At 65.1% G+C, this 25275-nt stretch carries 27 protein-coding genes; 24 read left to right on the top strand and 3 right to left on the bottom strand.

Annotation, left to right across the window (positions count from 1 at the left end; genetic code table 11):
- Positions 1-15: 15 nt before the first annotated feature.
- Positions 16-615 carry a Maf-like protein gene (locus tag K309_RS0110070; protein ID WP_029046298.1) on the bottom strand — a complete coding sequence of 200 codons (600 nt, stop codon included), beginning with the start codon at positions 613-615 and terminating at the stop codon, positions 16-18.
- Between the two features lie 195 nt (positions 616-810).
- Here K309_RS0110070 and K309_RS0110075 point away from each other — a divergent pair, with 195 nt between their 5' ends.
- From K309_RS0110075 to nagZ, 23 genes are all read left to right on the top strand, one after another.
- Entirely contained in the window at positions 811-1401 is a 591-nt protein-coding gene (locus tag K309_RS0110075; RefSeq protein ID WP_029046299.1) for a YceD family protein, read from the top strand.
- A gap of 117 nt (positions 1402-1518) precedes the next feature.
- A complete protein-coding gene (gene rpmF, locus K309_RS0110080; protein WP_029046300.1) occupies positions 1519-1698 on the top strand; it encodes a 50S ribosomal protein L32 in 180 nt (59 codons plus the stop codon).
- A 165-nt stretch (positions 1699-1863) separates the two neighbouring features.
- Positions 1864-2946, top strand: coding sequence for a phosphate acyltransferase PlsX (gene plsX, locus K309_RS0110085; protein ID WP_029046301.1), 1083 nt, complete (start codon positions 1864-1866; stop codon positions 2944-2946).
- Positions 2947-2998: 52 nt separating this feature from the next.
- Positions 2999-3979, top strand: a complete 981-nt coding sequence (locus tag K309_RS0110090; RefSeq protein WP_029046302.1) for a beta-ketoacyl-ACP synthase III — start codon at positions 2999-3001, stop codon at positions 3977-3979.
- A gap of 78 nt (positions 3980-4057) precedes the next feature.
- On the top strand, positions 4058-4987 hold the full coding sequence (gene fabD / locus K309_RS0110095) for an ACP S-malonyltransferase (RefSeq protein ID WP_029046303.1): 930 nt from the start codon (positions 4058-4060) through the stop codon (positions 4985-4987).
- 33 nt (positions 4988-5020) lie between these two features.
- Complete coding sequence (gene fabG / locus K309_RS0110100) at positions 5021-5770, top strand: 3-oxoacyl-ACP reductase FabG (RefSeq protein WP_029046304.1); 750 nt, start codon at positions 5021-5023, stop codon at positions 5768-5770.
- 180 nt (positions 5771-5950) lie between these two features.
- Positions 5951-6190: an acyl carrier protein gene (acpP, locus tag K309_RS0110105; protein WP_008644813.1), complete on the top strand. Its 240-nt coding sequence runs from the start codon at positions 5951-5953 to the stop codon at positions 6188-6190.
- A gap of 190 nt (positions 6191-6380) precedes the next feature.
- Positions 6381-7613, top strand: coding sequence for a beta-ketoacyl-ACP synthase II (fabF, locus tag K309_RS0110110; RefSeq protein ID WP_029046305.1), 1233 nt, complete (start codon positions 6381-6383; stop codon positions 7611-7613).
- Between the two features lie 97 nt (positions 7614-7710).
- Entirely contained in the window at positions 7711-8139 is a 429-nt protein-coding gene (locus K309_RS0110115; RefSeq protein WP_232232351.1) for a hypothetical protein, read from the top strand.
- Between the two features lie 110 nt (positions 8140-8249).
- Complete coding sequence (gene rpoE / locus K309_RS36325; protein WP_012353313.1) at positions 8250-8849, top strand: RNA polymerase sigma factor RpoE; 600 nt, start codon at positions 8250-8252, stop codon at positions 8847-8849.
- A 131-nt stretch (positions 8850-8980) separates the two neighbouring features.
- Entirely contained in the window at positions 8981-9604 is a 624-nt protein-coding gene (locus tag K309_RS0110130) for a sigma-E factor negative regulatory protein (RefSeq protein ID WP_029046308.1), read from the top strand.
- Between the two features lie 8 nt (positions 9605-9612).
- Complete coding sequence (locus tag K309_RS0110135; protein WP_029046309.1) at positions 9613-10692, top strand: MucB/RseB C-terminal domain-containing protein; 1080 nt, start codon at positions 9613-9615, stop codon at positions 10690-10692.
- A 130-nt stretch (positions 10693-10822) separates the two neighbouring features.
- Complete coding sequence (locus tag K309_RS0110140; protein WP_029046310.1) at positions 10823-12313, top strand: DegQ family serine endoprotease; 1491 nt, start codon at positions 10823-10825, stop codon at positions 12311-12313.
- A 16-nt stretch (positions 12314-12329) separates the two neighbouring features.
- A complete protein-coding gene (locus K309_RS0110145; protein ID WP_029046311.1) occupies positions 12330-12614 on the top strand; it encodes a glutaredoxin family protein in 285 nt (94 codons plus the stop codon).
- Positions 12615-12826: 212 nt separating this feature from the next.
- A complete protein-coding gene (lepA, locus tag K309_RS0110150) occupies positions 12827-14620 on the top strand; it encodes a translation elongation factor 4 (protein ID WP_029046312.1) in 1794 nt (597 codons plus the stop codon).
- Positions 14621-14707: 87 nt separating this feature from the next.
- On the top strand, positions 14708-15607 hold the full coding sequence (gene lepB / locus K309_RS0110155; RefSeq protein ID WP_029046313.1) for a signal peptidase I: 900 nt from the start codon (positions 14708-14710) through the stop codon (positions 15605-15607).
- Positions 15608-15656: 49 nt separating this feature from the next.
- On the top strand, positions 15657-16070 hold the full coding sequence (locus K309_RS0110160; RefSeq protein ID WP_029046314.1) for a DUF4845 domain-containing protein: 414 nt from the start codon (positions 15657-15659) through the stop codon (positions 16068-16070).
- Position 16071: 1 nt separating this feature from the next.
- Positions 16072-16842, top strand: coding sequence for a ribonuclease III (gene rnc / locus K309_RS0110165; protein WP_029046315.1), 771 nt, complete (start codon positions 16072-16074; stop codon positions 16840-16842).
- Positions 16839-17774 carry a GTPase Era gene (gene era / locus K309_RS0110170; protein ID WP_029046316.1) on the top strand — a complete coding sequence of 312 codons (936 nt, stop codon included), beginning with the start codon at positions 16839-16841 and terminating at the stop codon, positions 17772-17774. The genes rnc and era overlap by 4 nt, the downstream gene beginning before the upstream one ends.
- Positions 17775-17803: 29 nt before the next feature.
- The gene (recO, locus tag K309_RS0110175; RefSeq protein WP_051320404.1) at positions 17804-18691 is read left to right on the top strand and encodes a DNA repair protein RecO; all 888 of its coding nucleotides are present in this window, start codon (positions 17804-17806) and stop codon (positions 18689-18691) included.
- A gap of 34 nt (positions 18692-18725) precedes the next feature.
- Entirely contained in the window at positions 18726-19508 is a 783-nt protein-coding gene (pdxJ, locus tag K309_RS0110180) for a pyridoxine 5'-phosphate synthase (protein WP_029046318.1), read from the top strand.
- Positions 19505-19927 carry a holo-ACP synthase gene (gene acpS / locus K309_RS0110185; protein ID WP_029046319.1) on the top strand — a complete coding sequence of 141 codons (423 nt, stop codon included), beginning with the start codon at positions 19505-19507 and terminating at the stop codon, positions 19925-19927. Before pdxJ ends, acpS begins: the two co-directional genes overlap by 4 nt.
- 14 nt (positions 19928-19941) lie before the next feature.
- A complete protein-coding gene (gene nagZ / locus K309_RS0110190; RefSeq protein WP_029046320.1) occupies positions 19942-20991 on the top strand; it encodes a beta-N-acetylhexosaminidase in 1050 nt (349 codons plus the stop codon).
- Between the two features lie 88 nt (positions 20992-21079).
- Here nagZ and efp read toward each other — a convergent pair whose 3' ends face one another.
- Positions 21080-21640, bottom strand: a complete 561-nt coding sequence (gene efp / locus K309_RS0110195; protein ID WP_029046321.1) for an elongation factor P — start codon at positions 21638-21640, stop codon at positions 21080-21082.
- Positions 21641-21855: 215 nt separating this feature from the next.
- The gene (earP, locus tag K309_RS0110200; RefSeq protein WP_029046322.1) at positions 21856-23016 is read right to left on the bottom strand and encodes an elongation factor P maturation arginine rhamnosyltransferase EarP; all 1161 of its coding nucleotides are present in this window, start codon (positions 23014-23016) and stop codon (positions 21856-21858) included.
- 108 nt (positions 23017-23124) lie between these two features.
- Here earP and uvrC point away from each other — a divergent pair, with 108 nt between their 5' ends.
- Positions 23125-25197, top strand: coding sequence for an excinuclease ABC subunit UvrC (gene uvrC / locus K309_RS0110205; protein ID WP_029046323.1), 2073 nt, complete (start codon positions 23125-23127; stop codon positions 25195-25197).
- Positions 25198-25275 lie beyond the last annotated feature (78 nt).

Consider the following 25275-nt stretch of genomic DNA (forward strand, 5'->3'; position numbering starts at 1 on the left):
GTTGAGTCCGGTGGGTCATGCTGCGAGCAGCGGGTAGCCGGCCCGGCGCAGCATGCCGGTCAGCGCGATCAGGGGCAGGCCGATCAGGGCCGTGGGGTCGTCGGACTCGACGCGCTCGAGCAGCATGATGCCGAGCCCTTCGGACTTGGCGCTACCCGCCACGTCGTAGGGACGTTCCAGTTGCAGGTAGGCTTCGATCTCGGCATCGCTCAGATCGCGCATGGTCACGCGGGTCTGCACGTCGGCCAGTTGCACGGTGCCGCTGCGCCCGTCCAGCAGGCACAGCGCCGAGTGGAAGGCAGCGGTGCGCCCGCGCATGCGGCGCAGCTGCGCGACGGCTTTGTCGTGCGTGCCGGGCTTGCCCATCTGCGCCCCGTCCAGTGTCAGCACCTGGTCCGAGCCGATCACCAGCGTACCCGGATGGCGCGTGGCAATCGCCTCGGCCTTGCGCTGCGACAGGCGCAGGGCGGTAGCCTCCGGCGCTTCGCCTGCGAGCGGGGTTTCGTCGATGTCCGGGGTGGCCACTTCGAAGGGGATGCGCAGCCGCTCGAGCAACTCGCGGCGGTAGGGCGAGCCGGAGCCGAGGATCAGCCTGGGGCGGGGGTCTTGATGCATAAGTGATTGAAGCGTAACAGGAATGAGGTAAGGTTTGCCTGGCAAGGCCTTTGACCTCAAGAAGGTTTGCGTCGTATAATCGCGCGTTTTGCCGCATCCGCACCTGGGCGCTGTGCCGCCAATGTGCGCGGCCGCTGTCAGCGCAGGCGTGGAATGTGGCGAGCCAGTCAACGCAATACGACCGGAGCCACGCACATGACCCAGCAAATTGACCTGCGCGCGCTCGATCTCTTCGCGTTCTGCCGCAAGGGCGAAAGCCTGAGCGGCGACGTGGCGGTGCGGGATTTGCCGCGCATCTTAGCCGAGACCGCCGCGCAAGCGCCAGCCTCGGCACCTGAAGAGACGTTTGCCTACACGGCCACCGGCTTCGTGCGCGAAGAGGCGGCCGAGCCGGGCGCCCCGGTGGCGCGGCGGTTGTTCTTCGATGTGACCGTCAGGGGCCGGATGTGGCTGGATTGCCAGCGCTGCCTGACGCCTTATGCCGAGCCGATCGATACGGCCACGCGCTTCGAGGTGGTGGAGAGCGAGGAAGCAGCCGATGCCGCGCCGATGGACGACGACGAAGTCGACGTGATCGCCGGCTCCAAGCGCTTTTCGCTGCTGGAACTGATTGAAGATGAAGTGCTGCTGGCGCTGCCGGTGGCCCCCAAGCATGACGCCTGCCCGTCGGTGCACGAAAGCCTCGTGACCGGCACGGACGGCGAGGCACAGCCCGAGGCTGAGCCAGAGGAAGAAAAGCGGCCGTCGCCCTTTGCGGCGCTGGCCGGCCTGAAGAACAAGCACTGAGGCCAACCTGGCCGATGGCGCGTTATGCAGGTGGTAGTTGAAGCATCCGGCCGGGCCCCGGCTACGCCTTGGGCGGGATGCGTGTGTTAATATTGAAAAATTCTCGAAGGAGTCATCATGGCTGTTCAACAGAACAAGAAGTCGCCGTCCAAGCGCGGCATGCATCGTTCGCACGACCACCTGACGGTCGCCCCGCTGGCCGTCGAGCCGACCACCGGCGAAACCCACCTGCGCCACCACGTCAGCCCGAACGGCTACTACCGTGGCCGCAAGGTCATCAAGACCAAGAACGACTGATAGCATATCGTGGCGTGACATTGCGTCTCGCTCGCGCATGCCTGTAAGTCGGACACAAGACGGTCAGACACAAAAAAGCGGCAAGATCGTTGCCGCTTTTTTGTTGGGCGCTCGGGATAACCGCCGGGCGTGGTGTGCGCTGCCGCGCTATCCGTACCAGGAACAATGACGATCAAAATCGCTATCGACTGCATGGGCGGCGACCACGGCGTGTCCGTGACCGTGCCCGCGGCGATCAGTTTTCTATCCCGCCACGACGATGCCGAAATGGTGCTGGTGGGCCTGCCGGACGCCATTCGGGCGCAGCTGAAAAAGCTGCATGCGCTGGATCATCCGCGTGTAAGCATTGTCGAGGCCACCGAGGTCATCACCATGGATGACCCGGTCGAGGTGGCGCTGCGCAAGAAGAAGGATTCTTCGATGCGCGTGGCCGTCACCCAGGTCAAGGAAGGCCAGGCCGGCGCCTGCATCTCCGCCGGTAATACCGGCGCGCTGATGGCGGTGTCGCGCTATGTGCTGAAAACGCTCGAAGGCATCGAGCGGCCGGCCATCGCCACCACCATCCCGAACCAGGAAGGCTGGGGCACCACCGTGCTGGACCTCGGCGCCAACGCCGACTGCGAGCCAGAACACCTGTTGCAGTTTGCCCGCATGGCCGAGGCCATGGTGGCCGTGGTGGACCACAAGGACCGCCCGTCCGTCGGCCTGCTGAATATCGGCGAGGAAGTCATCAAGGGCAACGAGGTGGTCAAGCGCGCTGGCGAGCTGCTGCGCGCTTCCGAGCTCAATTTCTACGGCAACGTGGAAGGCAACGACATCTTCAAGGGAACGACCGATATCGTCGTCTGCGACGGCTTTGTCGGCAATGTGGCGCTCAAGAGCACCGAGGGCCTCGCCAAGATGATCGGCGGCATGATCAAGGAAGAATTCACCCGCTCGTGGTTCACCAAGCTGCTCGCGGCGGTGGCCATGCCGGTGCTGTCGCGGCTCGCCAAGCGGCTTGATCCGGCGCGCTATAACGGTGCGTCGCTGCTGGGCCTGCGCGGCCTGGTGATCAAGAGCCACGGTTCGGCCGATGCCCATTCCTTTGAGTGGGCAATCAAACGCGGGTATGATGCCGCCAAGAATGGCGTGATTCCCCGTATCGCACGGGCTTTCGCCGATAAGTCCAGCGCCGCTGGCGTGGCGCAGACCGCCCCGGAGACAGACGCGCCTCCCAGCGCGCATCCCAGTACCCACGCCGCCTGAGCGCCTTGCGCGCCAGCCAGCGGGAACTGCGGTCCATACGATCCGACACTACATGACCAAGTACGCAAAAATCATCGGTACCGGGAGCTACCTGCCCCCGCGGCGCGTGACCAACCATGATCTGGCGGCGCAGCTTGCCGAAAAGGGCATCGAAACCAGCGACGAGTGGATCGTCTCGCGTAGCGGCATCTCGGCGCGCCACTGGGCCGAGCCCGACGTGACCAGCAGCGACCTGGCGGTCAAGGCCGCCGAGCAGGCCATCGAGGCCGCCGGCATCGACCGGCAGAGCATCGATATGATCATCGTTGCTACCTCGACACCGGACTTCGTCTTCCCCAGCACCGCCTGCATGGTGCAGGAGAAGCTGGGCATCACTAACCACTGCGCGGCATTCGACCTGCAGGCGGTGTGCTCGGGCTTTGTCTTTGCGCTGGCCACGGCCGACAAGTTCATCCGCAGTGGCTCACACCGCAACGTGCTGGTGATCGGCACCGAAGTGTTCTCGCGCATCCTGGATTTCAACGACCGTACCACCTGCGTGCTGTTCGGCGACGGTGCCGGCGCAGTGGTTCTGACCGCTTCGGAAGAGCCTGGCATCCTGTCGAGCGCCATGCACTCGGACGGCAGCCACGTCGACATCCTGTGCGTGCCGGGCAATGTCTCGGGCGGCAATATCACCGGCAATGCCTTCCTGCAGATGGATGGCCAGGCTGTGTTCAAGCTTGCCGTGAACGTTCTCGACAAGGTCGCGCGCGAAGCCATGGAACAGGCGGCCGTGCAGCCAGAGCAAATCGACTGGCTGATCCCGCACCAGGCCAATATCCGCATCATGCAGGGCACGGCCAGAAAGCTTGGCCTGTCCACCGAACGCATGGTCGCCACCGTGCACGAGCACGGCAATACCTCGGCCGCGTCGATCCCGCTGGCGCTCGACGTCGCCGTGCGCGACGGCCGCATCCGCCCGGGCCAGACCGTGCTGATGGAAGGCGTCGGCGGCGGCTTCACCTGGGGCGCGGTGCTGCTGCGCATGTAATTCGCAGCCGGTGCCCGGTGCGCGCCAACGCCGCGTGCCGCCGCGCCGGCTTCCCGTTTCATAAAGGGTTTCAATCCGATGAAATTCGCTTTCGTATTTCCCGGCCAGGGTTCGCAGTCGGTCGGCATGCTCAATGCCTTCGCGGATAACGCCGTCGTGCGCGCCACCGTGGAAGAAGCCTCCACCGCGCTTGGCCAGGATATCGGTCGCCTGATCGCCGAAGGCCCCGCCGAAGAACTGAACCTGACCACCAATACCCAGCCGGTAATGCTGACCGCCGCAGTGGCGGTCTACCGCGCGTGGCTGGACGCCGGCGGCCCGGCTCCGGCACTGGTGGCGGGACACAGCCTGGGCGAGTACTCGGCCCTGGTGGCTGCAGGCGTGATCCCGTTTGCCGATGCGGTGCCGCTGGTGCGTTTCCGCGCGCAGGCCATGCAGGAAGCCGTGCCGGTGGGTGAGGGCGGCATGGCTGCAATCCTGGGCCTGTCCGATGACGACGTCCGTGCCGCATGCGCCGAGGCGGCTGCCTCCGGCGTGGTCGAAGCCGTCAACTTCAACGCCCCGTCGCAGGTCGTGATCGCCGGCCACAAGGGCGCGGTCGAGAAGGCATGCGAGATCGCCAAGGCCAAGGGGGCCAAGCGTGCGCTGCCGTTGCCGGTGTCGGCTCCGTTCCACTCATCGCTGCTCAAGCCCGCCTCGGACCGCCTGCGCGAGCGGATGGCCGGGCTGGCGTTCGCCGCGCCATCGATCCCGCTGGTGAACAACGTTGACGTTGCGATCGTCAATGATCCGGAAGCGATCAAGGACGCCCTGGTGCGCCAGGCCGCGGCGCCGGTGCGCTGGGTCGAATGCGTGCAGAAGATGGCTGCCGAAGGCGTCACGCATGTGATCGAATGCGGCCCGGGCAAGGTGCTTGCCGGCATGACCAAGCGCATCGACGGCAACCTGACCGGCGGGGCAATCTTCGACCCGGCCTCGCTGCAGGACACACTGGCGCTGCTGAAATAAGCCAGGATAAAAGAGCACGAAAGGACACTCTGCATGACCAAACTTCTCGACAAGCAGGTTGCGCTGGTCACCGGCGCCTCGCGCGGCATCGGCCGTGCCATCGCGCTGGAACTTGCCCGCCAGGGCGCCACGGTGATCGGCACCGCCACCAGCGAGTCCGGTGCTGCCGGCATCACGGAATACCTCGGTGCCGAAGGCCTCAACGGCAAGGGCGCGGTGCTGAACGTCAATGATGCGGCCGCTTGCGATGCCCTGATCGACGAGATCGTGAAGACCCATGGCGGCATCGGCGTGCTGGTCAACAACGCCGGCATCACCCAGGACCAGCTGGCGATGCGCATGAAGGACGAGGACTGGGTCGCGGTCATCCAGACCAACCTGACCTCGGTCTTCCGCCTGTCGCGCGCGGTGCTGCGCCCGATGATGAAGGCCCGCCAGGGCCGTATCATCAATATCACTTCGGTGGTCGGCTCGGTCGGCAACCCCGGCCAGATGAACTACTCGGCCGCCAAGGCCGGCGTGGCCGGGATGACCCGCTCGCTCGCCGCCGAGATCGGCAGCCGCAACGTGACCGTCAACTGCGTCGCGCCGGGTTTCATTGACACCGACATGACCAAGGCGCTGTCCGAAGAGCAGCATGCTTCGCTCAAGCAGCAGATCCCGCTGGGCCGACTGGGCCAGCCCGAGGATATCGCCAATGCGGTGGCCTTCCTGGCCGGTCCGCAAGCTGCCTATATCACCGGCACCACGCTGCATGTAAACGGCGGGATGTACATGAATTAATCGGTTTTGGGGTGGCGATTTCCGGCAAGAAGCCGGAAGAAGCCGCGTGAAGCCGTAGTGAAGTCGTAGTTTTCCGAACCAAACGGGCGCGATTCTTGCAAAGCTTGGCGGGCGGCATTTCTGTCGTCCCAAACCTGCTAAAATGCGCCCACTTTTTGTCGAACTTCCCTGGAGGGTTACATGGACAATATCGAACAACGCGTCAAGAAAATCGTGGCAGAACAGCTTGGCGTGGCCGAGGCAGACATCAAGAACGAATCCTCGTTCGTGAACGACCTCGGTGCGGACTCGCTGGACACGGTTGAACTCGTGATGGCGTTGGAAGATGAATTCGGCATGGAAATTCCCGATGAGGAAGCCGAAAAGATCACGACCGTGCAACAGGCTATCGACTACGCCACCGCGCACGTCAAGGCCTAAGCCCGTCGTATCTGAATTCCGAGCCACAGAAGGCAGGTGGGCGGGCCGTCGCGGCCTTGCCTTGCTGTTTTCTGTGGCTTTCGTCTGTTCGAAGACGCAGAATGGAATGCGCCTGTACGCCGCGCCCGTGGCGCGGCGGCAGGCTGATCCGTCGTTCCGTCGCCTCTTCACGCACCCGTAGGAAAACATAGTGAGCCGTCGTCGCGTCGTCGTCACTGGGCTTGGCCTTGTGTCTCCGGTCGGAAACACGGTTGCCGAAGGCTGGGCCAACCTGGTAGCCGGCAAGTCCGGCATCGCCACCATCACCAAATTCGATCACTCCGCGCTTTCCGTGCACTTCGCCGGTGAAGTGAAGGGCTTCAATGCCGAGGACTACATCCCGGCCAAGGAAGCCCGCAATATGGATACGTTTATCCATTACGGTATCGCCGCGGGTACGCAGGCCCTGAGGGACAGCGGCCTGGAAGTGACCGAAGCCAATGCCGAGCGTATCGGCGTACTGGTCGGCTCGGGCATCGGCGGCCTGCCGATGATCGAAGAGACCAAAGCGGTGCTGACCGAGCGCGGTCCGCGCCGTATTTCGCCGTTCTTCGTGCCGGGTTCGATCATCAACATGATCGCCGGCCACCTGTCGATCATCCACGGCATCAAGGGCCCGAACCTCGCTGCCGTGACCGCGTGCACGACCGGCCTGCACAGCATCGGCCTGGCCGCTCGCCTGATCCAGGCCGGCGACGCCGATGCCATGTTGGCAGGCGGGGCCGAGTCGACGGTGTCGCCGCTGGGTATCGGCGGCTTTGCCGCGGCCCGCGCGCTGTCGACCCGCAACGACGACCCGGCTGCGGCCTCGCGCCCGTGGGACAAGGACCGCGACGGCTTCGTGCTGGGCGAGGGCGCCGGCGTGATGATGCTGGAAGAGTACGAGTCGGCCAAGGCGCGCGGCGCGCGCATCTATGCCGAGCTGATCGGCTTTGGCATGAGCGGCGATGCGTTCCACATGACCGCGCCGAACATGGACGGCCCGCGCCGCTGCATGGTCAACGCGCTGAAGGACGCAGGCATCAATGCGGACCAGGTCCATTACCTGAACGCGCATGGCACCTCGACGCCGCTCGGAGACAAGAACGAATCCGATGCCATCAAGGCAGCGTTCGGCGACCAGGCCTACAAGATGGTGGTGAACTCGACCAAGTCGATGACTGGCCACCTGCTGGGCGGCGCCGGCGGCGTGGAGTCGGTCTTCACCGTACTGGCTGTGCACAACCAGGTGTCGCCGCCGACGATCAACATCGACAACCAGGATCCGGAGTGCGACCTGGACTACGTGGCCAACACGGCGCGCGAGATGAAGATCGACGTTGCGGTAAAGAACAACTTCGGTTTCGGCGGTACCAACGGCACGCTTGTCTTCCGCCGCGTCTGATCCGTGGTTGAGGCGGGCCCTGCACGGGCTGCGCCAGGACAGGGCCCACCCGTTGCGGTGGGCCCTGTTGGTGTTCTGCGCCGGTGAAGCGGTTGCGATGGGACTGCTCGCGTCCGCGTTGGCCGACACCGTTGCCACGAACCCTGCCGGCATGCTGTGGTGGCACGGCGCGCTGGCGCTGCTGCCCGTTGTCGCCTGCGTGGCGATTGCCCGCAAATGGCGCCAATGGATGCGTGCGCTGTGCTGGCACTGCACGGCGCTGCTGCCGGCCCCCGACGGCAAAGGGCCGCTGCGGGTCCGTATTGAAGTACCCGGTGCCAGCCGCCACGAGGTCGTGGTGAGCGGCTTCTGGCAGGCGGGCAGCGTCGCTGTCTTGCGCCTTGGCTCCCGTGCGCCCGGTCTGCCGGGCGTAGTCTTCCTTCCCTGGCAAGCCGTGTCGCCGGATCTCTCGCGGCGGTTGCGGTGCGCTGCCAGAGTTGCACTGCAGGTGCAACCGGAAACGACCGCAAGGGAACGAATTTGTTAATTCACGGTCACACGTGCGCGTTGCTCGACGGGGCGAGCGAAGAATCGTAGGTAAAATACAACGTTTGTCGTGACGACCAAACCAAGAGATACACTGCAGGTGAGCCATACGTGAGCGAACGCGAAGCCGATCAGCTCCTAGTTGAACGCGTCCAGCAGGGCGACAAGCGGGCCTTTGAACTTCTGGTGACCAAATACCATCGGAAGATCATTCGCCTGATTTCGCGCCTGGTCAGGGACCCCGCCGAAGTCGAGGATGTGGCGCAGGATGCCTTTATCAAGGCATATCGCGCCTTGCCCCAGTTTCGCGGGGAGTCGGCCTTCTACACGTGGCTGTACCGGATCGCCGTCAACACGGCCAAGAACTACCTTGCTACCCAGGGCCGCCGCCCGGAAGCGTCGAGCGACATCGATGCGGAAGAGGCTGAAACTTTTGCGGACGGTGAGCAACTAAGGGATATCAATACGCCGGAGTCGATGCTCCACACGCGCCAGGTTGCCGAGACGGTGAACCGCGCGATGGAAGCACTGCCGGAGGAATTGCGAACCGCCATCACGCTGCGCGAGATCGAGGGCCTCAGCTATGAGGAAATCGCGGAGGCGATGGGATGTCCGATCGGCACGGTGCGCTCGCGGATCTTCCGCGCGCGCGAGGCGATTGCCGAAAGATTGCGTCCGCTGCTGGGAACGGCAGAGGGCAAGCGGTGGTAGTGGTTCCGGTGGTAGTAGTTCGGTAGCAAAGAACGATGTCGTGCGGCCAGCGTTGCAGCCTATTCCTGCATCGATAAGCGACAGCAGTAGACGGGATTATCGGTGTTCAATGGAAGTTCTTGGGGTGGGAAATGGGTCAGGCTCATAAGCAGTCGGTTCATGTAGTGGAAGCAGCGGAGCAGATCTCCGTTCTGATGGATGGCGAACTGGCGCCGCATGAAGTCAATGCCGTGCTCGATCTCGCAAAAAGCGACGACGGCATGGCCGACTGGAGCACATACCAGTTGATCGGCGATGCGCTGCGCTCGGAAGACCTGACGCACGCAGGCTCCACCGCCGATTTCCTAACTCGCTTCTCCGCCCGCCTGGAGGCCGAGCCGCACGTGCTGGTGCCGGCCGTGGCGCAAGCCAGTGCACGCCACCGCCTGCTGGTCAGGCCATCGTGGGTGCGCCGCGCCTTGCCTGGTACCGCGATCGCTGCCGCAGTGGCGGCGGTCAGCTGGGTGGTCGTGCCGCAGATGCGCGGACCCGCTGGCCTGGCCGCGCCCGAAGCCGTGGTGGCGCGCGCGGAACCGTCCGCAGCCGCGCCGGCTGCCGGCATTGTCACCGTGGCCGAAACCCAGATGATCCGCGACCCGCGCCTGGACGAATATCTGCGTGCCCATCGCACCTCGGTGGCAACGGATGCGTTCGCGCCAACCATGCGCACGGTTGCCAACGGCGCCAGCTTCTCTCAGGAAAATACGCAGGAATAATGCCGGACATGCCTAAAGGACGGTCGTCCGCCTATGTAGCGGGCGCACGGAGAATTGGGGCCCTGCGTAGGTCCCTTTTTCTGGCCTTGTGTCTGACTGCTGCAGCGGCAACCGCGCAGCCCTCGGACAGTACGCTGAACCGACGCGACGCCACGGCCTGGCTCAACAAGATCCACAAAGCCGCGCAACGCGAAAACTATGTCGGCACGCTGATTTACCAGCGCGGCAGCGTCATGCATGCGTCGCGCATCCAGCATTACAGCGATCTGGTCAACAACGAGTACGAGCGCCTGGAAACGCTGGACGGCAAGCCGCGCGAGGTGCTGCGCCAGAATGACGTGGTGCACAGCCTGATCCCGGAAGCCAAGCTGGTGGTGGTGGAGAAGCAGGAAGCCAAGGACCGCTTCCCGGCGCTGCTTGCCACCAACAAGAATGATGTGCTCGAGCTCTACGACATGCGCAGGATGCCCGCGGAGCGGGTGGCCGGCATGGATTGCGAGGTGTTCGCGCTGGAGCCTCACGATGCCGCGCGCTATGCGGTGCGCCTGTGGGCCGAGAAGAATTCCGGCCTGCTGATGCGTGCGCAGACCGTTGGCGACGGCGGCAAGGTGCTTGAGCAGGTGGCATTCTCGCAAGTCCAGATCGGGGTGCCGTCGGAAAAACAGCGCATCCTTGCTGCCATCAAGAGTGCCAGCAGCTGGAATCACTACGAGGTGAATTACCAGGCGACCAACATCGCCGACGAAGGCTGGACGATCGCCGTGCCGCTGAAGGGTTTCCAGAAAATCCGCGAGGTACGACGCCCGCTGGGTGAGCTTCGGGCGCCGGCGCCCGGCAACAGTCGTGGCCAGGTCTTCGAAGTTCTGCAGGTGGTCTACAGTGACGGACTGACCGGCCTGTCGGTCTTCATCGAGCCGGTTTCCGAGCAGCGCGTGCGCCGCGAAGGCGTGGCCGCGCTCGGCGCGACCCAGGTCGTGGTGCGCCGCATTGCCGATTACTGGATCACCGTGGTCGGCGAAGTGCCGGCGAGCACCGTACGCCAGTTTGCGACGGCCGTAGAGTACCGACAGCCCAAGGCGGTACACTGAGCCTGACGCGGGTGCAGCCGGCGCCTCGGAATGCCCCATTCCAGGGGCCGGCCCATGAAACCTGCGCGAGGGGTCCCAGCCACGGGATCGTATCGGTTTTTCTTCTTTCGCTGAATCCCGGGAGTTGTCGATGACTTTCAGATCTCCAGCCCTGGCGCGTGCCGTGGTCATGGCTGCCATGTTGGTGCTCGGCCCGACCGTGGCCCAAGTCAGCCACGCCCAGGCCGCCGCCGCCAACTACAACCTGCCTGATTTCACCGACCTGGTGGAAAAGGCCAGCCCCGCAGTCGTCAATATCCGCACCACGGAGCGCGTGCGCCAACGCGGCGGCGCTCCTGGCGACGATGAAATGGCCGAGTTCTTCCGGCGCTTCTTTGGCGTGCCCATGCCGGGCGCGCCGGCCCCAGGCACGCCGCCGCGCCGCAACCAGCCGCAGCCGCCGCAGCAGGAAGAACAGAGCCGGGGCGTAGGCTCGGGCTTCATCATCAGCGCCGATGGTTATGTGATGACCAACGCGCATGTGGTGGCGGACGCCGAGACTATCTACGTTACGCTGCCGGACAAGCGCGAGTTCAAGGCCAAGCTGATCGGGTCGGACAAGCGTACCGACGTGGCGCTGCTGAAGGTTGAGGCCACTAACCTGCCACGCCTGCCGCTGGGAGATTCGGAGAAAGTCCGCGCCGGCGAGTGGGTGCTCGCCATCGGCTCGCCGTTCGGGCTGGATAACAGCGTGACCGCCGGCATCGTCTCGGCCAAGGGGCGCGATACCGGCGACTACGTGCCATTCATCCAGACAGATGTGGCGGTCAACCCCGGCAACTCGGGCGGTCCGCTGATCAACCTGCGCGGCGAAGTGATCGGTATCAATTCGCAAATCTACAGCCGCAGCGGCGGCTACATGGGCATTTCCTTCGCGATCCCGATCGACGAGGCGATGCGCGTGTCCGAGCAGCTCAAGACCGCCGGCCGCGTGACCCGCGGCCGCATCGCGGTGGCGATCGGCGATGTCACCAAGGAAGTGGCCGATTCGCTGGGGCTGGGCCGTGCGCGTGGCGCACTGGTCGGCAGCGTCGAACCGGGCGGCCCCGCCGAGAAGGCCGGAGTCGAGGCCGGCGATATCATCCTGAAGTTCAACGGCCGCGATATCGAGCGCGCTTCGGACCTGCCGCGCATGGTCGGCGATACCAAGCCGGGCGCGCGCGTGCCGCTGCAGTTGTGGCGCAAGGGCGCGACCCGCGAGGTGACCATTACCGTTGCCGAGCTGGAGCCGGACGGCAAGGCGCGCGCCAGCCGCAGCGCGGCGCCCAAGGAAGACAGCGCACAGGCCAGCAAGCCCAACGCGCTGGGGCTGGTAGTCAACGACCTGCCCGACGCGCGCCTGAAGGAGCTCAAGCTCAAGTCGGGCGTCGAGGTAGAGCTGGCCGACGGCCCTGCGCTGCGCGCCGGCATCCGTCCAGGCGACATTATCCTGCGCCTGGGCGACACCGACGTGACCAACGCCCGCCAGTTCAACGAGCTGGTGCGCGGGCTGGACAAGAGCCGGATCGCCGCGGTGTTCGTGCGCCGCGGCGACGCCACCCAGGTGCTGACGCTGCGCCCGGGTGCCACCGTCAGCCGTTGATCCGCTCCCCGACGGCATGCCCGCGCTGACACTTTACGGCCGGGCATACTGCCATCTGTGCGACGACATGAAGGTCGCGCTGGAATCCCTCCGGCGCGATTTTTCTTTCGTGCTCCATGAGGTGGATGTCGACAGCGACGCCGGCCTGGAAGACCGCTTCGGCGAGCTGGTCCCGGTATTGATGCCAGGGCCGCCGGAGGCGCTCGACAGCGGTGCCGCGCGGCTTTGTCACTATTTCCTCGATGGCGGCGCGGTGCGGGAGTGGCTTGCAGCACACGGCGGCGCCCGCGCCAGCCGCTGAATGCGCCTGGCACGCGCATGGCGTGGCCATTTCACGACCCGGAAGCCTTTGAAAATCCGGTAAAATCGCGGATTGGCGCAAAAATTGCACCCCTGACCTTTGCGGCACGCCCGCGCACGCCCTGCCGGCGCGCGGCGCCGGGCCATTTTCGAACTGCGACGAACCGTTTGTTGCCGCCCGGGCCCTGTTGCCGGCGCTCCCCTGAACACTAGATGGACCATATCCGTAATTTCTCGATCATTGCCCATATCGACCATGGGAAGTCCACCCTGGCCGACCGGATCATTCAGCTCTGTGGAGGGCTGTCGGATCGGGAGATGGAAGCGCAGGTCCTCGACTCGATGGATATCGAGAAAGAGCGCGGTATCACCATCAAGGCGCAGACCGCCGCGCTGACCTACAAGGCGCGCGACGGCGAGGTCTACAACCTGAACCTGATCGATACCCCGGGACACGTCGACTTCAGCTATGAAGTCAGCCGCTCGTTGTCCGCCTGCGAAGGCGCGCTGCTGGTGGTCGACGCCTCGCAGGGCGTTGAGGCGCAGACCGTGGCCAACTGCTACACCGCGATCGAGCTGGGCGTGGAAGTCGTGCCGGTGCTGAACAAGATCGACCTGCCGCAGGCCGACCCCGAGAACGCGATCCAGGAGATCGAGGACGTCATCGGCATCGATGCGCAGGACGCGACGCCGTGCTCGGCCAAGACCGGCCAGGGCGTGCAGGACGTGATCGAGGCCCTGATCGCCAAGGTGCCGCCGCCCAAGGGCGACGCGGACGCACCGCTGCAGGCGCTGATCATCGATTCGTGGTTCGACAACTACGTCGGCGTGGTGATGCTGGTGCGCGTGGTCAACGGCACGCTGCGCACCAAGGACAAGGTGCTGCTGATGGCCACCGGCGCGCAGCACCTGGTCGAGCAGGTGGGCGTGTTCACGCCCAAGTCGATCCAGCGCGATTCGCTGACCGCGGGCCAGGTAGGCTTTGTCATCGCCGGCATCAAGGAACTGAAGGCCGCCAAGGTGGGCGACACCATCACCACCGTGCAGCGCAAGGCCGAGGCGCCGCTGCCCGGCTTCAAGGAAGTCAAGCCGCAGGTGTTCGCCGGCCTGTATCCCGTCGAGGCCAACCAGTACGAAGCGCTGCGTGAATCGCTGGAAAAGCTGCGCCTGAACGACGCCTCGCTGATGTTCGAGCCGGAAGTGTCGCAGGCGCTGGGCTTCGGCTTCCGTTGCGGCTTCCTGGGCCTGCTGCACATGGAAATCGTGCAGGAGCGCCTGGAGCGCGAGTTCGACATGGACCTGATCACCACCGCGCCGACGGTGGTGTACCAGGTCGAGATGCGCGACGGCACCATGATCACGGTGGAAAATCCGGCGAAAATGCCGGATCCGAGCAAAATCGAAGCGATCCTGGAGCCGATCGTTACCGTCAACCTGTATATGCCGCAGGAGTATGTCGGCTCGGTGATCACGCTGTGCACGCAGAAGCGCGGCACGCAGATCAACATGAGCTACCACGGCAAGCAGGTGCAGCTGACCTACGAGATCCCGATGGCGGAAATCGTGATGGACTTCTTTGACCGCCTGAAGTCGGTGTCGCGCGGCTATGCGTCGATGGATTACGAGTTCAAGGAATATCGCCCGTCGGATGTGGTCAAGGTCGATATCCTGATCAACAGCGACAAGGTCGATGCGCTGTCGGTGATCGTCCACCGCTCCAACTCGCAATACCGGGGCCGCGAAGTTGCCGCCAAGATGCGCGAGATCATCCCGCGCCAGATGTACGACGTGGCGATCCAGGCGGCGATCGGCTCGAATATCATTGCGCGCGAGAACGTCAAGGCACTGCGCAAGAACGTGCTGGCCAAGTGCTACGGCGGCGATATCAGCCGCAAGAAGAAGCTGCTGGAAAAGCAGAAGGCCGGCAAGAAGCGCATGAAGCAGGTCGGTACGGTCGAGATCCCGCAAGAGGCCTTCCTGGCCATCCTGCAGGTGGACGACAAGTAAGGCCCGGCAGCAGATGCCACGCGCGGCGGTTCGCCGCGCGGGTAACAGAACAGGCTGTACCAGGATTTCCAAGAACCAGAAGCCGTCATGAATTTTGCACTGATCCTTTTTGTGCTGGTGGTGATTACGGGTGTTGCGTGGGTCGCGGACAAGCTCGTGTTCGAGCGGCAGCGCCGCGCCTCGGCGCGGCTGGCGCTGGCTGAATTCGATTCCCGCCAGGCGGCGCTGCAAGGTGGCTTTGGCGCGACCGATGCCGACGCCACGCGCAAGCGCCTGGCCGAAGAGAAGCTGCGCCAGCCGTGGTGGCTGGAATACTCGGCAAGCTTCTTCCCGGTGATCCTGGCGGTATTCGTCCTGCGCTCGTTCGTGGTCGAGCCGTTCAAGATCCCGTCGGGCTCGATGATCCCGACGCTGCTGATCGGCGACTTCATCCTGGTCAACAAGTATGAATACGGCATCCGGCTGCCGGTGGTGAACAAGAAGATCATGGACATGCGCGAGCCCCAGCGCGGCGACGTGATGGTGTTCCGCTACCCGAAGGACCAGTCGCTCGATTACATCAAGCGAGTTATCGGCGTGCCGGGCGACACGGTGCAGTATTTCAACAAGCGGTTGACCATCAACGGCAAGCCGGCCGAATACACGGTGCTGCCGGACTTCCTGGACGAAGAGCGCCTGGCATATTCCAAGCATTTCCGCGAAAAGCTGCCCGGCAGCGTCGATCATGGCATCCTTAATGATGCCGACCGGCCGGCGTTCGTGGCGGGCGCCGACCCGGATTTCCCTTACCGGGAAAACTGCACTTACAATCAGCAGGGTGTGACGTGCAAGGTACCTGCAGGTCACTATTTCGTGATGGGCGACAACCGGGACAACAGCCTCGACTCCCGTTACTGGGGATTCGTGCCGGATGAGAATATCGTCGGCAAGGCCTTTGTCATCTGGATGAACCTGGGTAATTTCGGACGCGTGGGCTCGTTCAAGTAAGTCAAGCCGCGCGGCGCAAGAACACTCAACACAAAAGAGGGCAAGCGCAATGGGTCAGACCGGGAAGGGTAAGGGGAAAGAACAAGGCCGGGAGTACTTGCAGGCCTGGCCACGGCGCCACGGGCAGGGCGGATTTTCCGTCTGGACGCTGCTGGTGATCGTGGTCTTCGTGATCGGCGTGGCCTTGCCGGCCGTGCGCTCGATACCGAGCCTGGTGGAGTATTTTTCGGTGAAGCGCGCCGCCAGCTATGCGAAGCAGCGTGCAGTCAACAAACGTGAAGTCGTCGAGTATTTCGACAAACAGGCAGTCATCGACCAGATTGCCGCAGTCAAGGGCGAAGACCTGCTGGTCCGCGAGGACGATAACGGCAACATCCGCTCGGTCGATTTTTCGTACCGGACCGAAGTGCCCGTCTACGGACCCCTGAGTCTTCTGATCACCTATTCGGGAACGCAGCACTGATATGAACCTCGACGCCTTGCAGCAACGACTCGGCTACCGATTCAGCAAGCCAGAATTACTGCAGCAGGCGCTGACGCACCGCAGCCACAGCGCCCAGCACAACGAACGCCTCGAGTTTTTGGGCGATTCGGTGCTCAACTGCGCCGTGGCGGACATGCTCTATGGCATGTTCGGCAAGCTTGACGAAGGCGACCTGTCGCGCGTGCGCGCCAACCTGGTCAAGCAGCAGGCCCTTTATGAGATCGCCCAGATGCTGCAGCTGTCCGACACGCTGCGCCTGGGCGAGGGCGAACTGAAGAGCGGCGGCTTCCGCCGTCCGTCGATTCTCGCCGACGCGCTCGAAGCCATCGTTGGCGCGGTCTTCCTCGATACCGGCTTCGAGGCCGCGCGCGCGCTGATCCGCAAGCTCTATATCCCGATTCTGGAGCAGGTGGATCCGCGCACGCTGGGCAAGGACGCCAAGACCCTGCTGCAGGAATACCTGCAGGGCCACAAGATTGCCCTGCCGCAATATAACGTAATCGCCACTCACGGAGCCGCGCACAGCCAGCAGTTTGAAGTCGAGTGCACGGTGCCTAAACTGGAAGTCCGGGTGTTCGGCACCGGTGCCTCGCGGCGCGCCGCCGAGCAGGCCGCCGCCAAGCTGGCGCTGGACGAAGTCCAGAAGCTGGTGCCGCAGCTGCTCAAGCGCAGCCGCGCCGAGCGCACCGGCAAGACCCGCAAGCAACCCCAGCCGCAGGATCCGCAGCTGTCTCTCAGGTTGAAGGAATGACCGAATCTACCCATCCGCAGCAAGACGCGGCGGATACCCCGGCCGCAGCGTTCCGCTGCGGCACCGTGGCCATCGTCGGCCGCCCCAACGTCGGCAAGTCCACGCTGATGAACGCGCTGGTCGGCCAGAAGATCAGCATCACCTCGCGCAAGGCGCAGACCACGCGGCACCGCATCGTCGGCATCCAGACCACGGATGACGCGCAGTATGTATTCGTCGACACGCCCGGATTCCAGACCCGCCACGCCAGCGCGCTCAACCGATCGCTGAACCGCGCGGTCACGTCGACACTGTCGTCGGTGGACCTGATCCTGTTCGTGGTCGAGGCCGGCTATTACGGCGCCGACGACGAGAAGGTGCTGTCGCTGCTGCCGAAGAACACGCCGGTGCTGCTGGTGACCAACAAGCTCGACCGCATCGGCGAGAACCGTTCGGAAGTGATGATGCCCTTCCTGGAAAAGATGGGGCAGCTGTTCCCGTTCCGCGAAGTGGTGCCGATGTCGGCCAAGACCCGCGACCATATCGCGCGGCTGTTCGATATCATCCGGCCCTACCTGCCGGAAGGCGAGCCGATGTATGACGCCGATGCGATGACCGACCGCAGCGAGCGCTTCCTGGCCTCAGAGATCATCCGCGAAAAGGTGTTCCGCTGGACCGGCGACGAGCTGCCATACACCAGCACCGTCGTCATCGACAAGTTCGAGACCGAGGGGCGCCTGCGCCGTGTCTTTGCCACCATCCTGGTCGAGCGCGACGCGCACAAGGCCATGATCATCGGCAACAAGGGCAGCAAGCTCAAGCAGATCTCCACCGAGGCGCGCCTCGATATGGAAAAGCTGTTCGACGGCAAGGTCTACCTCGAAATGTGGATCAAGGTGAAGAGCGGCTGGGCCGACAACGAAGCCGGACTGCGGGCCTACGGCTACGAGTGACCGCACTGCAAGCGAAAGGCGGGCGAACATTGAGCAAGACGGCTGACATCGCACGCGCGCCGGCGCCCCGCGCCCGCCGCGCCGATCCGGTGGTGGACGAGGCGGCCGAACTGCTCGACAGCAAGGCACTGCCCGGCATGGCCGATGCGGCGGCACGCGCCATGATGGACCGCGCCATGCGTATCGTGCCGGCACGGCCCGAGTCGCGCGTCGCCGACCAGCCGGGCTTTGTACTGCATGCCTGGCCGTATCGCGAGACCAGCCTGATCCTCGATGTCTTCACGCGCGACCATGGCCGCATTTCGATGGTGGCCAAGGGCGCCAAGCGCCCGCATTCGGCGCTGCGCGCGGTGCTGCAGCATTTCCATCCGGTGTCGGTCTCATGGAGCGGCCGCGGCGAGGTCAAGACGCTGACCAAGGCCGAATGGGTAGGCGGCATGCCGCCGCTGGCCGGCGATGCACTGTTGTCCGCGTTCTATCTCAACGAACTGCTGATGCGCTTCTGCCCGCGCGAAGATGCGTATCCCGCGCTGTTCCGCCACTACCTGGCCACGCTCACGCGGCTGGCGCACGGCGAGCCCGCCGGGCTGGTGCTGCGCAGCTTCGAGCGCGTGTTGCTGCAGGACACCGGCTTTGCGGTCGCCTTCGACCAGTGCCTGAGCACCGGCGAGCGCGTGCAACCGGGACTCGACTACGTCTACCAGCCCGAGCGCGGCGTGCGCCGCGCCCAGCCGAGCGACCCGTCGTCGTGGCCGGTGGTGTCGGGCCAGACGCTGCTCGACATGGCGCAGGACGATTACAGCCGCGCGCAGACCGCGGCGCAAAGCCGGGCGCTGATGCGCTTCCTGCTGCATTATTATCTGCAAGGCGAACCGCTGAAAACGCGCCAGATACTGATCGATCTGCAGTATCTGTGACCGAACCATTCCAATCCGAATCTCTCCTGCTCGCATGATCTTCCACGCAAATCCGGGCGTCATCGACCTTGGCGTCAACATCGACCACGTTGCCACGCTGCGCAACGCGCGCGGCACCGTGTATCCCGACCCCATCCAGGCCGCGCTGCAGGCCGAGGAAGCCGGCGCGGACCTGATCACGCTGCACCTGCGCGAAGACCGCCGCCATATCCGCGACGCCGACGTGCGCGCGCTGCGCCCGCAGCTGGCCACGCGCATGAACCTGGAGTGCGCGATTACGCAGGAGATGCTCGACATTGCCTGCGAGATCCGCCCGCAGGACGTGTGCCTGGTGCCCGAGCGCCGCGAGGAAGTGACTACCGAGGGCGGCCTCGACGTGGCAGGGCGCTTCGAGCAGGTCAAGGCGGCCTGCGCGCAGCTGGCCGGCGCCGGCATCCGCGTGTCGCTGTTCATCGATGCGGATCCCGACCAGATCGCCGCCGCGGCCGCGTGCGGCGCGCCGGTGATCGAGCTGCATACCGGTGCCTATGCCGATGCGCATACGCCCGACGAGCAGGCGGTGGAATTCCGCCGCATCGCTGATGGTGTCGACGCGGGGTTGAAGCACGGGCTGGTGGTCAATGCCGGCCACGGCCTGCACTACACCAATGTCCAGCCCATCGCGGCGCTGCCTGGCATCAAGGAACTGAACATTGGCCATGCCATCGTCGCGCATGCGGTGTTCGTCGGCTGGCAGAACGCGGTGCGCGAGATGAAGGCCATCATGGTGGCCGCGCGCCTGGGCACGCGTTATCCCGTCGCAGGCGCGCCGGCGTGATCTACGGCGTCGGTACCGACATCATCCAGATCGCCCGCGTGCAGGGCGTGATGGAACGCACCCACGGCCGCTTCGCGGAAAAGGTGCTCGGACCCAGCGAGCTGGCCAAGTACCACGCGCGCAAGGCGCGTTCCGAGAAGCGCGGGCTCGCCTTCCTGTCCACGCGCTTTGCCGCCAAGGAAGCCTTTTCCAAGGCCATCGGCCTCGGCATGCGCTGGCCGATGACGTGGCGCGCGATGGAGCTGATGAACCTGCCTTCGGGCGAGCCGTCGCCGGTATGCCATGGCGAACTGGCGGCATGGCTCGCGGAACGCGGCCTCACCGTGCGGGTCAGTGTCAGTGACGAACATGACTATGCAGTCGCCTTCGCCATTGCCGAGCGCAGCGGCGAGGCGGCTCCTCAAAACAAAGCCTTGTGAACCCAACCCCTTCCATGTCCAAGAAGAACTCCGGCAAGCGGCCGGGCCCGGTGGTCCTCGACGTTGTCGGCAAGCAGCTCGATACCGACGATGCGCGCCGCATCGCGCATCCGCTGACCGGCGGCGTGATCCTGTTCGCTCGCAACTTCGAATCGCGCGCGCAGCTGCAGGCGCTGACGCGCGCAATCCGCGCGGTGCGCGACGACGTGCTGATCTGCATCGACCATGAAGGCGGCCGCGTACAGCGCTGCAAGACCGATGGCTTTACCCATCTGCCGGCGATGCACCGGCTGGGCGAATTGTGGGACCGCGATGTACTGGCCGCGACGCGCGCCGCGGTGGCGTGCGGCTACGTGCTGGCGGCAGAGCTGCGCGCCTGCGACATCGATTTCAGCTTCACGCCGGTGCTGGACCTGGACTACGGCCGTAGTGCCGTGATCGGTGACCGCGCCTTCCATGCTGACCCGCGCGTGGTGACGATGCTGTCCGGCCACCTCAACCACGGCCTGCTGCTGGCCGGCATGAGCAACTGCGGCAAGCACTTCCCCGGCCACGGCTATGTCGAGGCGGACTCGCACGTGGCGATTCCGGTCGACGAGCGTACGCTGGACGAGATCCTCGAACAGGACGCGCGTCCGTACGAATGGCTGGGCCTGGGCCTGTCGTCGGTGATGCCGGCGCACGTGATCTATCCCAAGGTCGACCCCAATCCGGCCGGCTTCTCGCGCTACTGGCTGCAGGACGTGCTGCGCGCGCAGCTGGGCTTCGAAGGCGTGATCTTCAGCGACGACCTCAGCATGGAAGGCGCCAGCGTGGCCGGCAGCGTGACCGAGGCCGCGCGCGCCGCGCTGACGGCAGGCTGCGACATGGTGCTGATCTGCAACCACCCCGATCGCGCCGACCAGCTACTGAACGAACTCGACGTGGGTATCGGCAAGGCCTCGCAGCGCCGCGTCCGCAAGCTGTTCCCGCGCCGCAAGCCGCTGGACTGGAACAAGCTGCAGGGCGAAGGCGAATACCGCGCCGCGCTGCGCACGCTGCGCGAGTACGAGCTGATCGCCTGATCCGCGCGCGTAGAAAAACAGAAAAGGCAGCCGAGGCTGCCTTTTTCTATGCCGGTCCCGCTGTGCCAGCCGGGGCCTTGCGCACGCCTTAGTTGGCGCGGCTGCGGTATTCGCCGGTGCGGGTGTCGATTTCGATCTTGTCGCCGATGTTGCAGAACAGCGGCACTTGCAGCTCGAAACCGGTGTTGATCTTGGCGCCCTTGAGCACCTTGCCCGACGAGGTATCGCCCTTGACGGCCGGCTCGGTGTAGACGATTTCGCGGACCAGCGTGGTCGGCATTTCGACCGAGATGGCCTTGTCGTTGTAGAACACGACTTCAACGTTCATGCCGTCTTCGAGGTAGTTCAGCGAGTCACCCATGCTGTCCTTCTCGACTTCGTACTGGTTGTAGTCGGTGTCCATGAACACGTACATCGGGTCGGCGAAGTACGAGTAGGTGCACTCGCGGCGCTCCAGCACCACGACTTCGAACTTGTCATCGGCCTTGAACACCGACTCGCCCGGGGCGTCGGTCAGCAGGTTCTTGTACTTCATCTTGACCACGGCTGCGTTGCGGCCCGACTTGTTGTACTCGGCCTTCTGCACGACCATCGGATCGCCGCCGATCATGAACACGTTACCGACGCGGAGTTCCTGTGCGATTTTCATCTGAACTGTTTTCCTGAATAAGAAAGTAGGAATCTGGAATGGCGAAGGCGCGCTGCCGGCATGACCGCTGCGGTAGGCCAGATGCTCCACCGAAAGCCGGTATATCCACGCGCTCGCGACCCCGTGCTCAGCTTGCATTCAGGTCTTCACCCACTGCGTTCGACGCATGGGAGAGGACCTGGTTCTCCGGCCCGGTCGCCATTTGAATCAACCGGTTATTTTACCTGATTTTCGCAAAACGCCACCAGGTTGGCGGCAAGATCTCCGGGATGCTGCAAGCGCCGCTCCCAGCGCGGCGCGATGGCGGCAAGTGCCGCAAGATGCGCTCGCAGGCGCGGCCAGTCGACGGGAACGCCATAGCCGTTCCAGGCGTGCCAGAAATCCGTCAACGCAGCAGCCGCCTCGGGTGCCGCGCCGCTTTGGCGGAACAGGTCGAGCCAGGCGTCGAGCTTGACCCGGTGTGCGGCATCGTCCTGGGGATAGATATGCCAGACCAGTGGCCGCGCTGCCCACTGCGCGCGTACGAAGGAATCCTCGCCACGCACGAAGTTCAGGTCGCAGGCCCACAGCAGTTCGTCGAAGTGCTCCTGGCGTACGAACGGGATCAGTTGCACGCACAGGTTGCCACGTTCGACCGGGTCGCCTATCCGCAGCGACGCGCCCAGCCATTCGGCGACCTGGTCAGCGGCCAGGCCGGCGGGTACCAGGCAATGGACTGCCTCGGCGGCATCGCGCCATTGCTCGAGCAGCGCGGGCAGGACCGGGTTGCGGTAGGCAAACAGGCTCACGCGCAACGCGTCGGGGCGGGGCGTCACGCTCAGCCGGTGCCACAAGGCCGCCTGGGCGGCGGTGCCGCCGAGGAAGGCGGCGCGCTGCGCGCCCAGCATCGACTCCCGCAGCAGGCCGCCGGTGCCGGGCTCGAAGCCAGGGAAGAAGAAGTGTTTCACCAGCGGCAGCCGCGGATGAGGCGAGGGCATCGCATGGTGCTCCCGCACCCATGGCTCGGCGCTCAGGTACTCGAGGTTGATCCAGGCGGGTTTGGGGTCACGCGCGGCCATGCGCGCCAGGAAGGCTTGCGGCACTTCGCAGGCGAAGGCTTCGACGACGGCATCGTGTGGCGCTGCCCCGGCGGTGTCATCCACGTCAGTATCGTCTCCCGGCCGCCACGGACGAACTTCCACGCCCGCCAGGCGCTGCACGGTGGCGCCGGTATCGAGTTCAGGCGCCAGCCGCGCGAAGCTCGCCAGGTCATCGACCCATAGCCGCACCACGTGCCCATGCTCCTGCGCGAGCTGGCGTGCCAGCCGCCAGCAGACGCCGATGTCGCCGAAATTGTCGATCACGGTGCAGAAGATGTCCCAGGAGCGGATAGGCATGGCGGGTAAAGGCGCACGCGGGATGCGCGCTGAATTGCTCTAAACTTGCGATTTTAGAGGCCGCGCCACTTTGTTGCGCGCTAGCCGTGTAGCGGTCACCGTCCCCCAATGTCCGACCAGCAATCCGATTCACCGAAACCTGAGGCCGATGTGGTGGCCGAATCGCCAGCCGAATCGCCGGCCGAATTCCCGGCTGAGGCGCAGCCCGAGATCGCCGCCGCGGCGCCGGGTGAGCTGCCGGCAGAGCCCTTCGACCCCAAGCCGGTCATCTCGCGCCTGCCGGGCCTGCCCGGCGTGTACCGCTATTTCGATGCCGCCGGCAATGTGCTGTACGTCGGCAAGGCGCGCGACCTGAAGAAACGGGTCTCGAGCTATTTCACCAAGACCCAGCCATCGCCGCGCATCGCGATGATGGTCGCGCGCATCGCCCGCATCGAAACCACGGTGGTGCGCACCGAGGCCGAGGCGCTGCTGCTCGAGAACAACCTGATCAAGGCGCTGGCGCCGCGCTACAACATCCTCTTCCGCGACGACAAGTCGTACCCGTTCCTGAAGCTGACGGGGCACCGCTTCCCGCGCATGGCGTATTACCGCGGCGCCACCGACCGCAAGCACCAGTACTTCGGCCCGTTCCCGAGCGCCTATGCGGTGCGCGAGAGCATGCAGATCCTGCAGAAGGTGTTCCAGTTGCGCACTTGCGAGGACACCGTCTTCAACAACCGTACCCGGCCTTGCCTGCTGCACCAGATCCATCGCTGCACGGGGCCGTGCGTCAATGCCATCAGCGAAGAGGACTACGCGCGCGACGTCGCCAACGCGGCGCGCTTCCTGCAGGGCCGCCAGACCGAAGTGCTGGAAGGCCTGCAGGGCAAGATGGAGCAGCACGCCGAGCGGCTGGAGTTCGAACAGGCCGCCGCGGTGCGCGACCAGATCGCGGCGCTGTCGACCGTGCTCAAGCGCCAGGCGGTGGAGGAGGTGGGCGGGCAGGCGCGCGATATCGATGTACTGGCCGTGGCGGTGGAAGGCGGGCGTGCCTGCGTCAACCTCGCCATGGTACGCGGCGGCCGCCATCTCGGCGACAAGGCCTATTTCCCGGCCCATGCCGACGAGGCTGCGATGATCGTCGAGGATGCCGACCAGCGCGACACGGTGGACGAAGCCGGCGCCGGCGCCGCGCCGCCGCTCACTGTCGAGCGGATCGCCGCCCGGGTGTTGGCCGCCTTTATGGTGCAGCATTACCTGGAGCAACCCGCACCGCCCATCATCGTGGTCAGCCATGTGCCGGACGACGGCGCGGTGGTGGAGGCGCTGTCGCTGCATGCCGGCCGCAAGGTGACGCTGGTGCGCCAGCCGCAGGGTCAGCGCAAAGTGTGGCTGGAGATGGCGCAGCAGGGCGCGGCGCTGGCGCTGTCGCGCCGGCTGGCCGAGCAGGGCAGCCAGGAGGGGCGTACGCGCGCGCTGGCGGACACCATCGGCCTGGACCTGGAAGACCTGGCGCTGCTGCGGGTGGAGTGCTTCGACATCAGCCATACCGCGGGCGAGGCGACGCAGGCGTCGTGCGTGGTGTATCACCACCATGACATGCAGAACAGCGAATATCGCCGCTACAACATCCAGGACATCATCCCCGGTGACGACTATGCCGCCATGCGCCAGGTGTTGACGCGGCGTTACCAGAAGCTGGTCGAGCAGATGCAGGAAGACGGCGGCGCACCGCCGAGCAGCGAAGCGGCGCTGCTGCCGCAGATCGTGCTGATCGACGGCGGCAAGGGCCAGGTCGAGGTGGCGCGCCAGGTGTTCGAGGAACTGGGGCTGGATATCGGCCTGCTGGTCGGCGTGGCCAAGGGCGAAGGGCGCAAGGTCGGCCTGGAGACACTGGTGTTCGCCGACGGCCGGCCGTCGCTGGAGCTGGGGCAGGGCAGCGCGGCGCTGATGCTGGTGGCGCAGATCCGCGACGAGGCCCACCGCTTCGCCATCACCGGGATGCGCGCGCGCCGGGCCAAGGCGCGCACGACCTCGCGGCTGGAAGAAATAGAAGGCGTCGGCGCGCGCCGGCGGCAAAAGCTGCTCACCCGTTTCGGCGGCCTGCGCGGCGTGATGGCCGCCAGCATCGACGAACTGGCCAGCGTCGAGGGCATCTCGCGCGGGCTGGCGGAAGAGATCTACCGGCAGTTGCATTGACCCGCGGCAGTTGCCGGCGCGGGCACGAAAATGACCAATGATGGTCGATTGGTCCCGAAATCGGCGACAATCGCGGGA

Origin of the sequence: Cupriavidus phytohabitans (assembly GCF_000426345.1) — a bacterium.
Classification (GTDB): Bacteria; Pseudomonadota; Gammaproteobacteria; order Burkholderiales; family Burkholderiaceae; genus Cupriavidus.

Excerpts from the sequence above, each read along its gene's own strand:
- K309_RS0110070 (WP_029046298.1), bottom strand. The coding sequence starts at position 615 with ATGCATCAAGACCCCCGCCCCAGGCTGATCCTCGGCTCCGGCTCGCCC.
- K309_RS0110075 (WP_029046299.1), top strand. The coding sequence starts at position 811 with ATGACCCAGCAAATTGACCTGCGCGCGCTCGATCTCTTCGCGTTCTGC.
- rpmF (WP_029046300.1), top strand. The coding sequence starts at position 1,519 with ATGGCTGTTCAACAGAACAAGAAGTCGCCGTCCAAGCGCGGCATGCAT.
- plsX (WP_029046301.1), top strand. The coding sequence starts at position 1,864 with ATGACGATCAAAATCGCTATCGACTGCATGGGCGGCGACCACGGCGTG.
- K309_RS0110090 (WP_029046302.1), top strand. The coding sequence starts at position 2,999 with ATGACCAAGTACGCAAAAATCATCGGTACCGGGAGCTACCTGCCCCCG.
- fabD (WP_029046303.1), top strand. The coding sequence starts at position 4,058 with ATGAAATTCGCTTTCGTATTTCCCGGCCAGGGTTCGCAGTCGGTCGGC.
- fabG (WP_029046304.1), top strand. The coding sequence starts at position 5,021 with ATGACCAAACTTCTCGACAAGCAGGTTGCGCTGGTCACCGGCGCCTCG.
- acpP (WP_008644813.1), top strand. The coding sequence starts at position 5,951 with ATGGACAATATCGAACAACGCGTCAAGAAAATCGTGGCAGAACAGCTT.
- K309_RS0110115 (WP_232232351.1), top strand. The coding sequence starts at position 7,711 with ATGGGACTGCTCGCGTCCGCGTTGGCCGACACCGTTGCCACGAACCCT.
- K309_RS0110130 (WP_029046308.1), top strand. The coding sequence starts at position 8,981 with ATGGGTCAGGCTCATAAGCAGTCGGTTCATGTAGTGGAAGCAGCGGAG.
- K309_RS0110135 (WP_029046309.1), top strand. The coding sequence starts at position 9,613 with ATGCCTAAAGGACGGTCGTCCGCCTATGTAGCGGGCGCACGGAGAATT.
- K309_RS0110140 (WP_029046310.1), top strand. The coding sequence starts at position 10,823 with ATGACTTTCAGATCTCCAGCCCTGGCGCGTGCCGTGGTCATGGCTGCC.
- K309_RS0110145 (WP_029046311.1), top strand. The coding sequence starts at position 12,330 with ATGCCCGCGCTGACACTTTACGGCCGGGCATACTGCCATCTGTGCGAC.
- lepA (WP_029046312.1), top strand. The coding sequence starts at position 12,827 with ATGGACCATATCCGTAATTTCTCGATCATTGCCCATATCGACCATGGG.
- lepB (WP_029046313.1), top strand. The coding sequence starts at position 14,708 with ATGAATTTTGCACTGATCCTTTTTGTGCTGGTGGTGATTACGGGTGTT.
- K309_RS0110160 (WP_029046314.1), top strand. The coding sequence starts at position 15,657 with ATGGGTCAGACCGGGAAGGGTAAGGGGAAAGAACAAGGCCGGGAGTAC.
- rnc (WP_029046315.1), top strand. The coding sequence starts at position 16,072 with ATGAACCTCGACGCCTTGCAGCAACGACTCGGCTACCGATTCAGCAAG.
- era (WP_029046316.1), top strand. The coding sequence starts at position 16,839 with ATGACCGAATCTACCCATCCGCAGCAAGACGCGGCGGATACCCCGGCC.
- pdxJ (WP_029046318.1), top strand. The coding sequence starts at position 18,726 with ATGATCTTCCACGCAAATCCGGGCGTCATCGACCTTGGCGTCAACATC.
- nagZ (WP_029046320.1), top strand. The coding sequence starts at position 19,942 with ATGTCCAAGAAGAACTCCGGCAAGCGGCCGGGCCCGGTGGTCCTCGAC.
- efp (WP_029046321.1), bottom strand. The coding sequence starts at position 21,640 with ATGAAAATCGCACAGGAACTCCGCGTCGGTAACGTGTTCATGATCGGC.
- earP (WP_029046322.1), bottom strand. The coding sequence starts at position 23,016 with ATGCCTATCCGCTCCTGGGACATCTTCTGCACCGTGATCGACAATTTC.
- uvrC (WP_029046323.1), top strand. The coding sequence starts at position 23,125 with ATGTCCGACCAGCAATCCGATTCACCGAAACCTGAGGCCGATGTGGTG.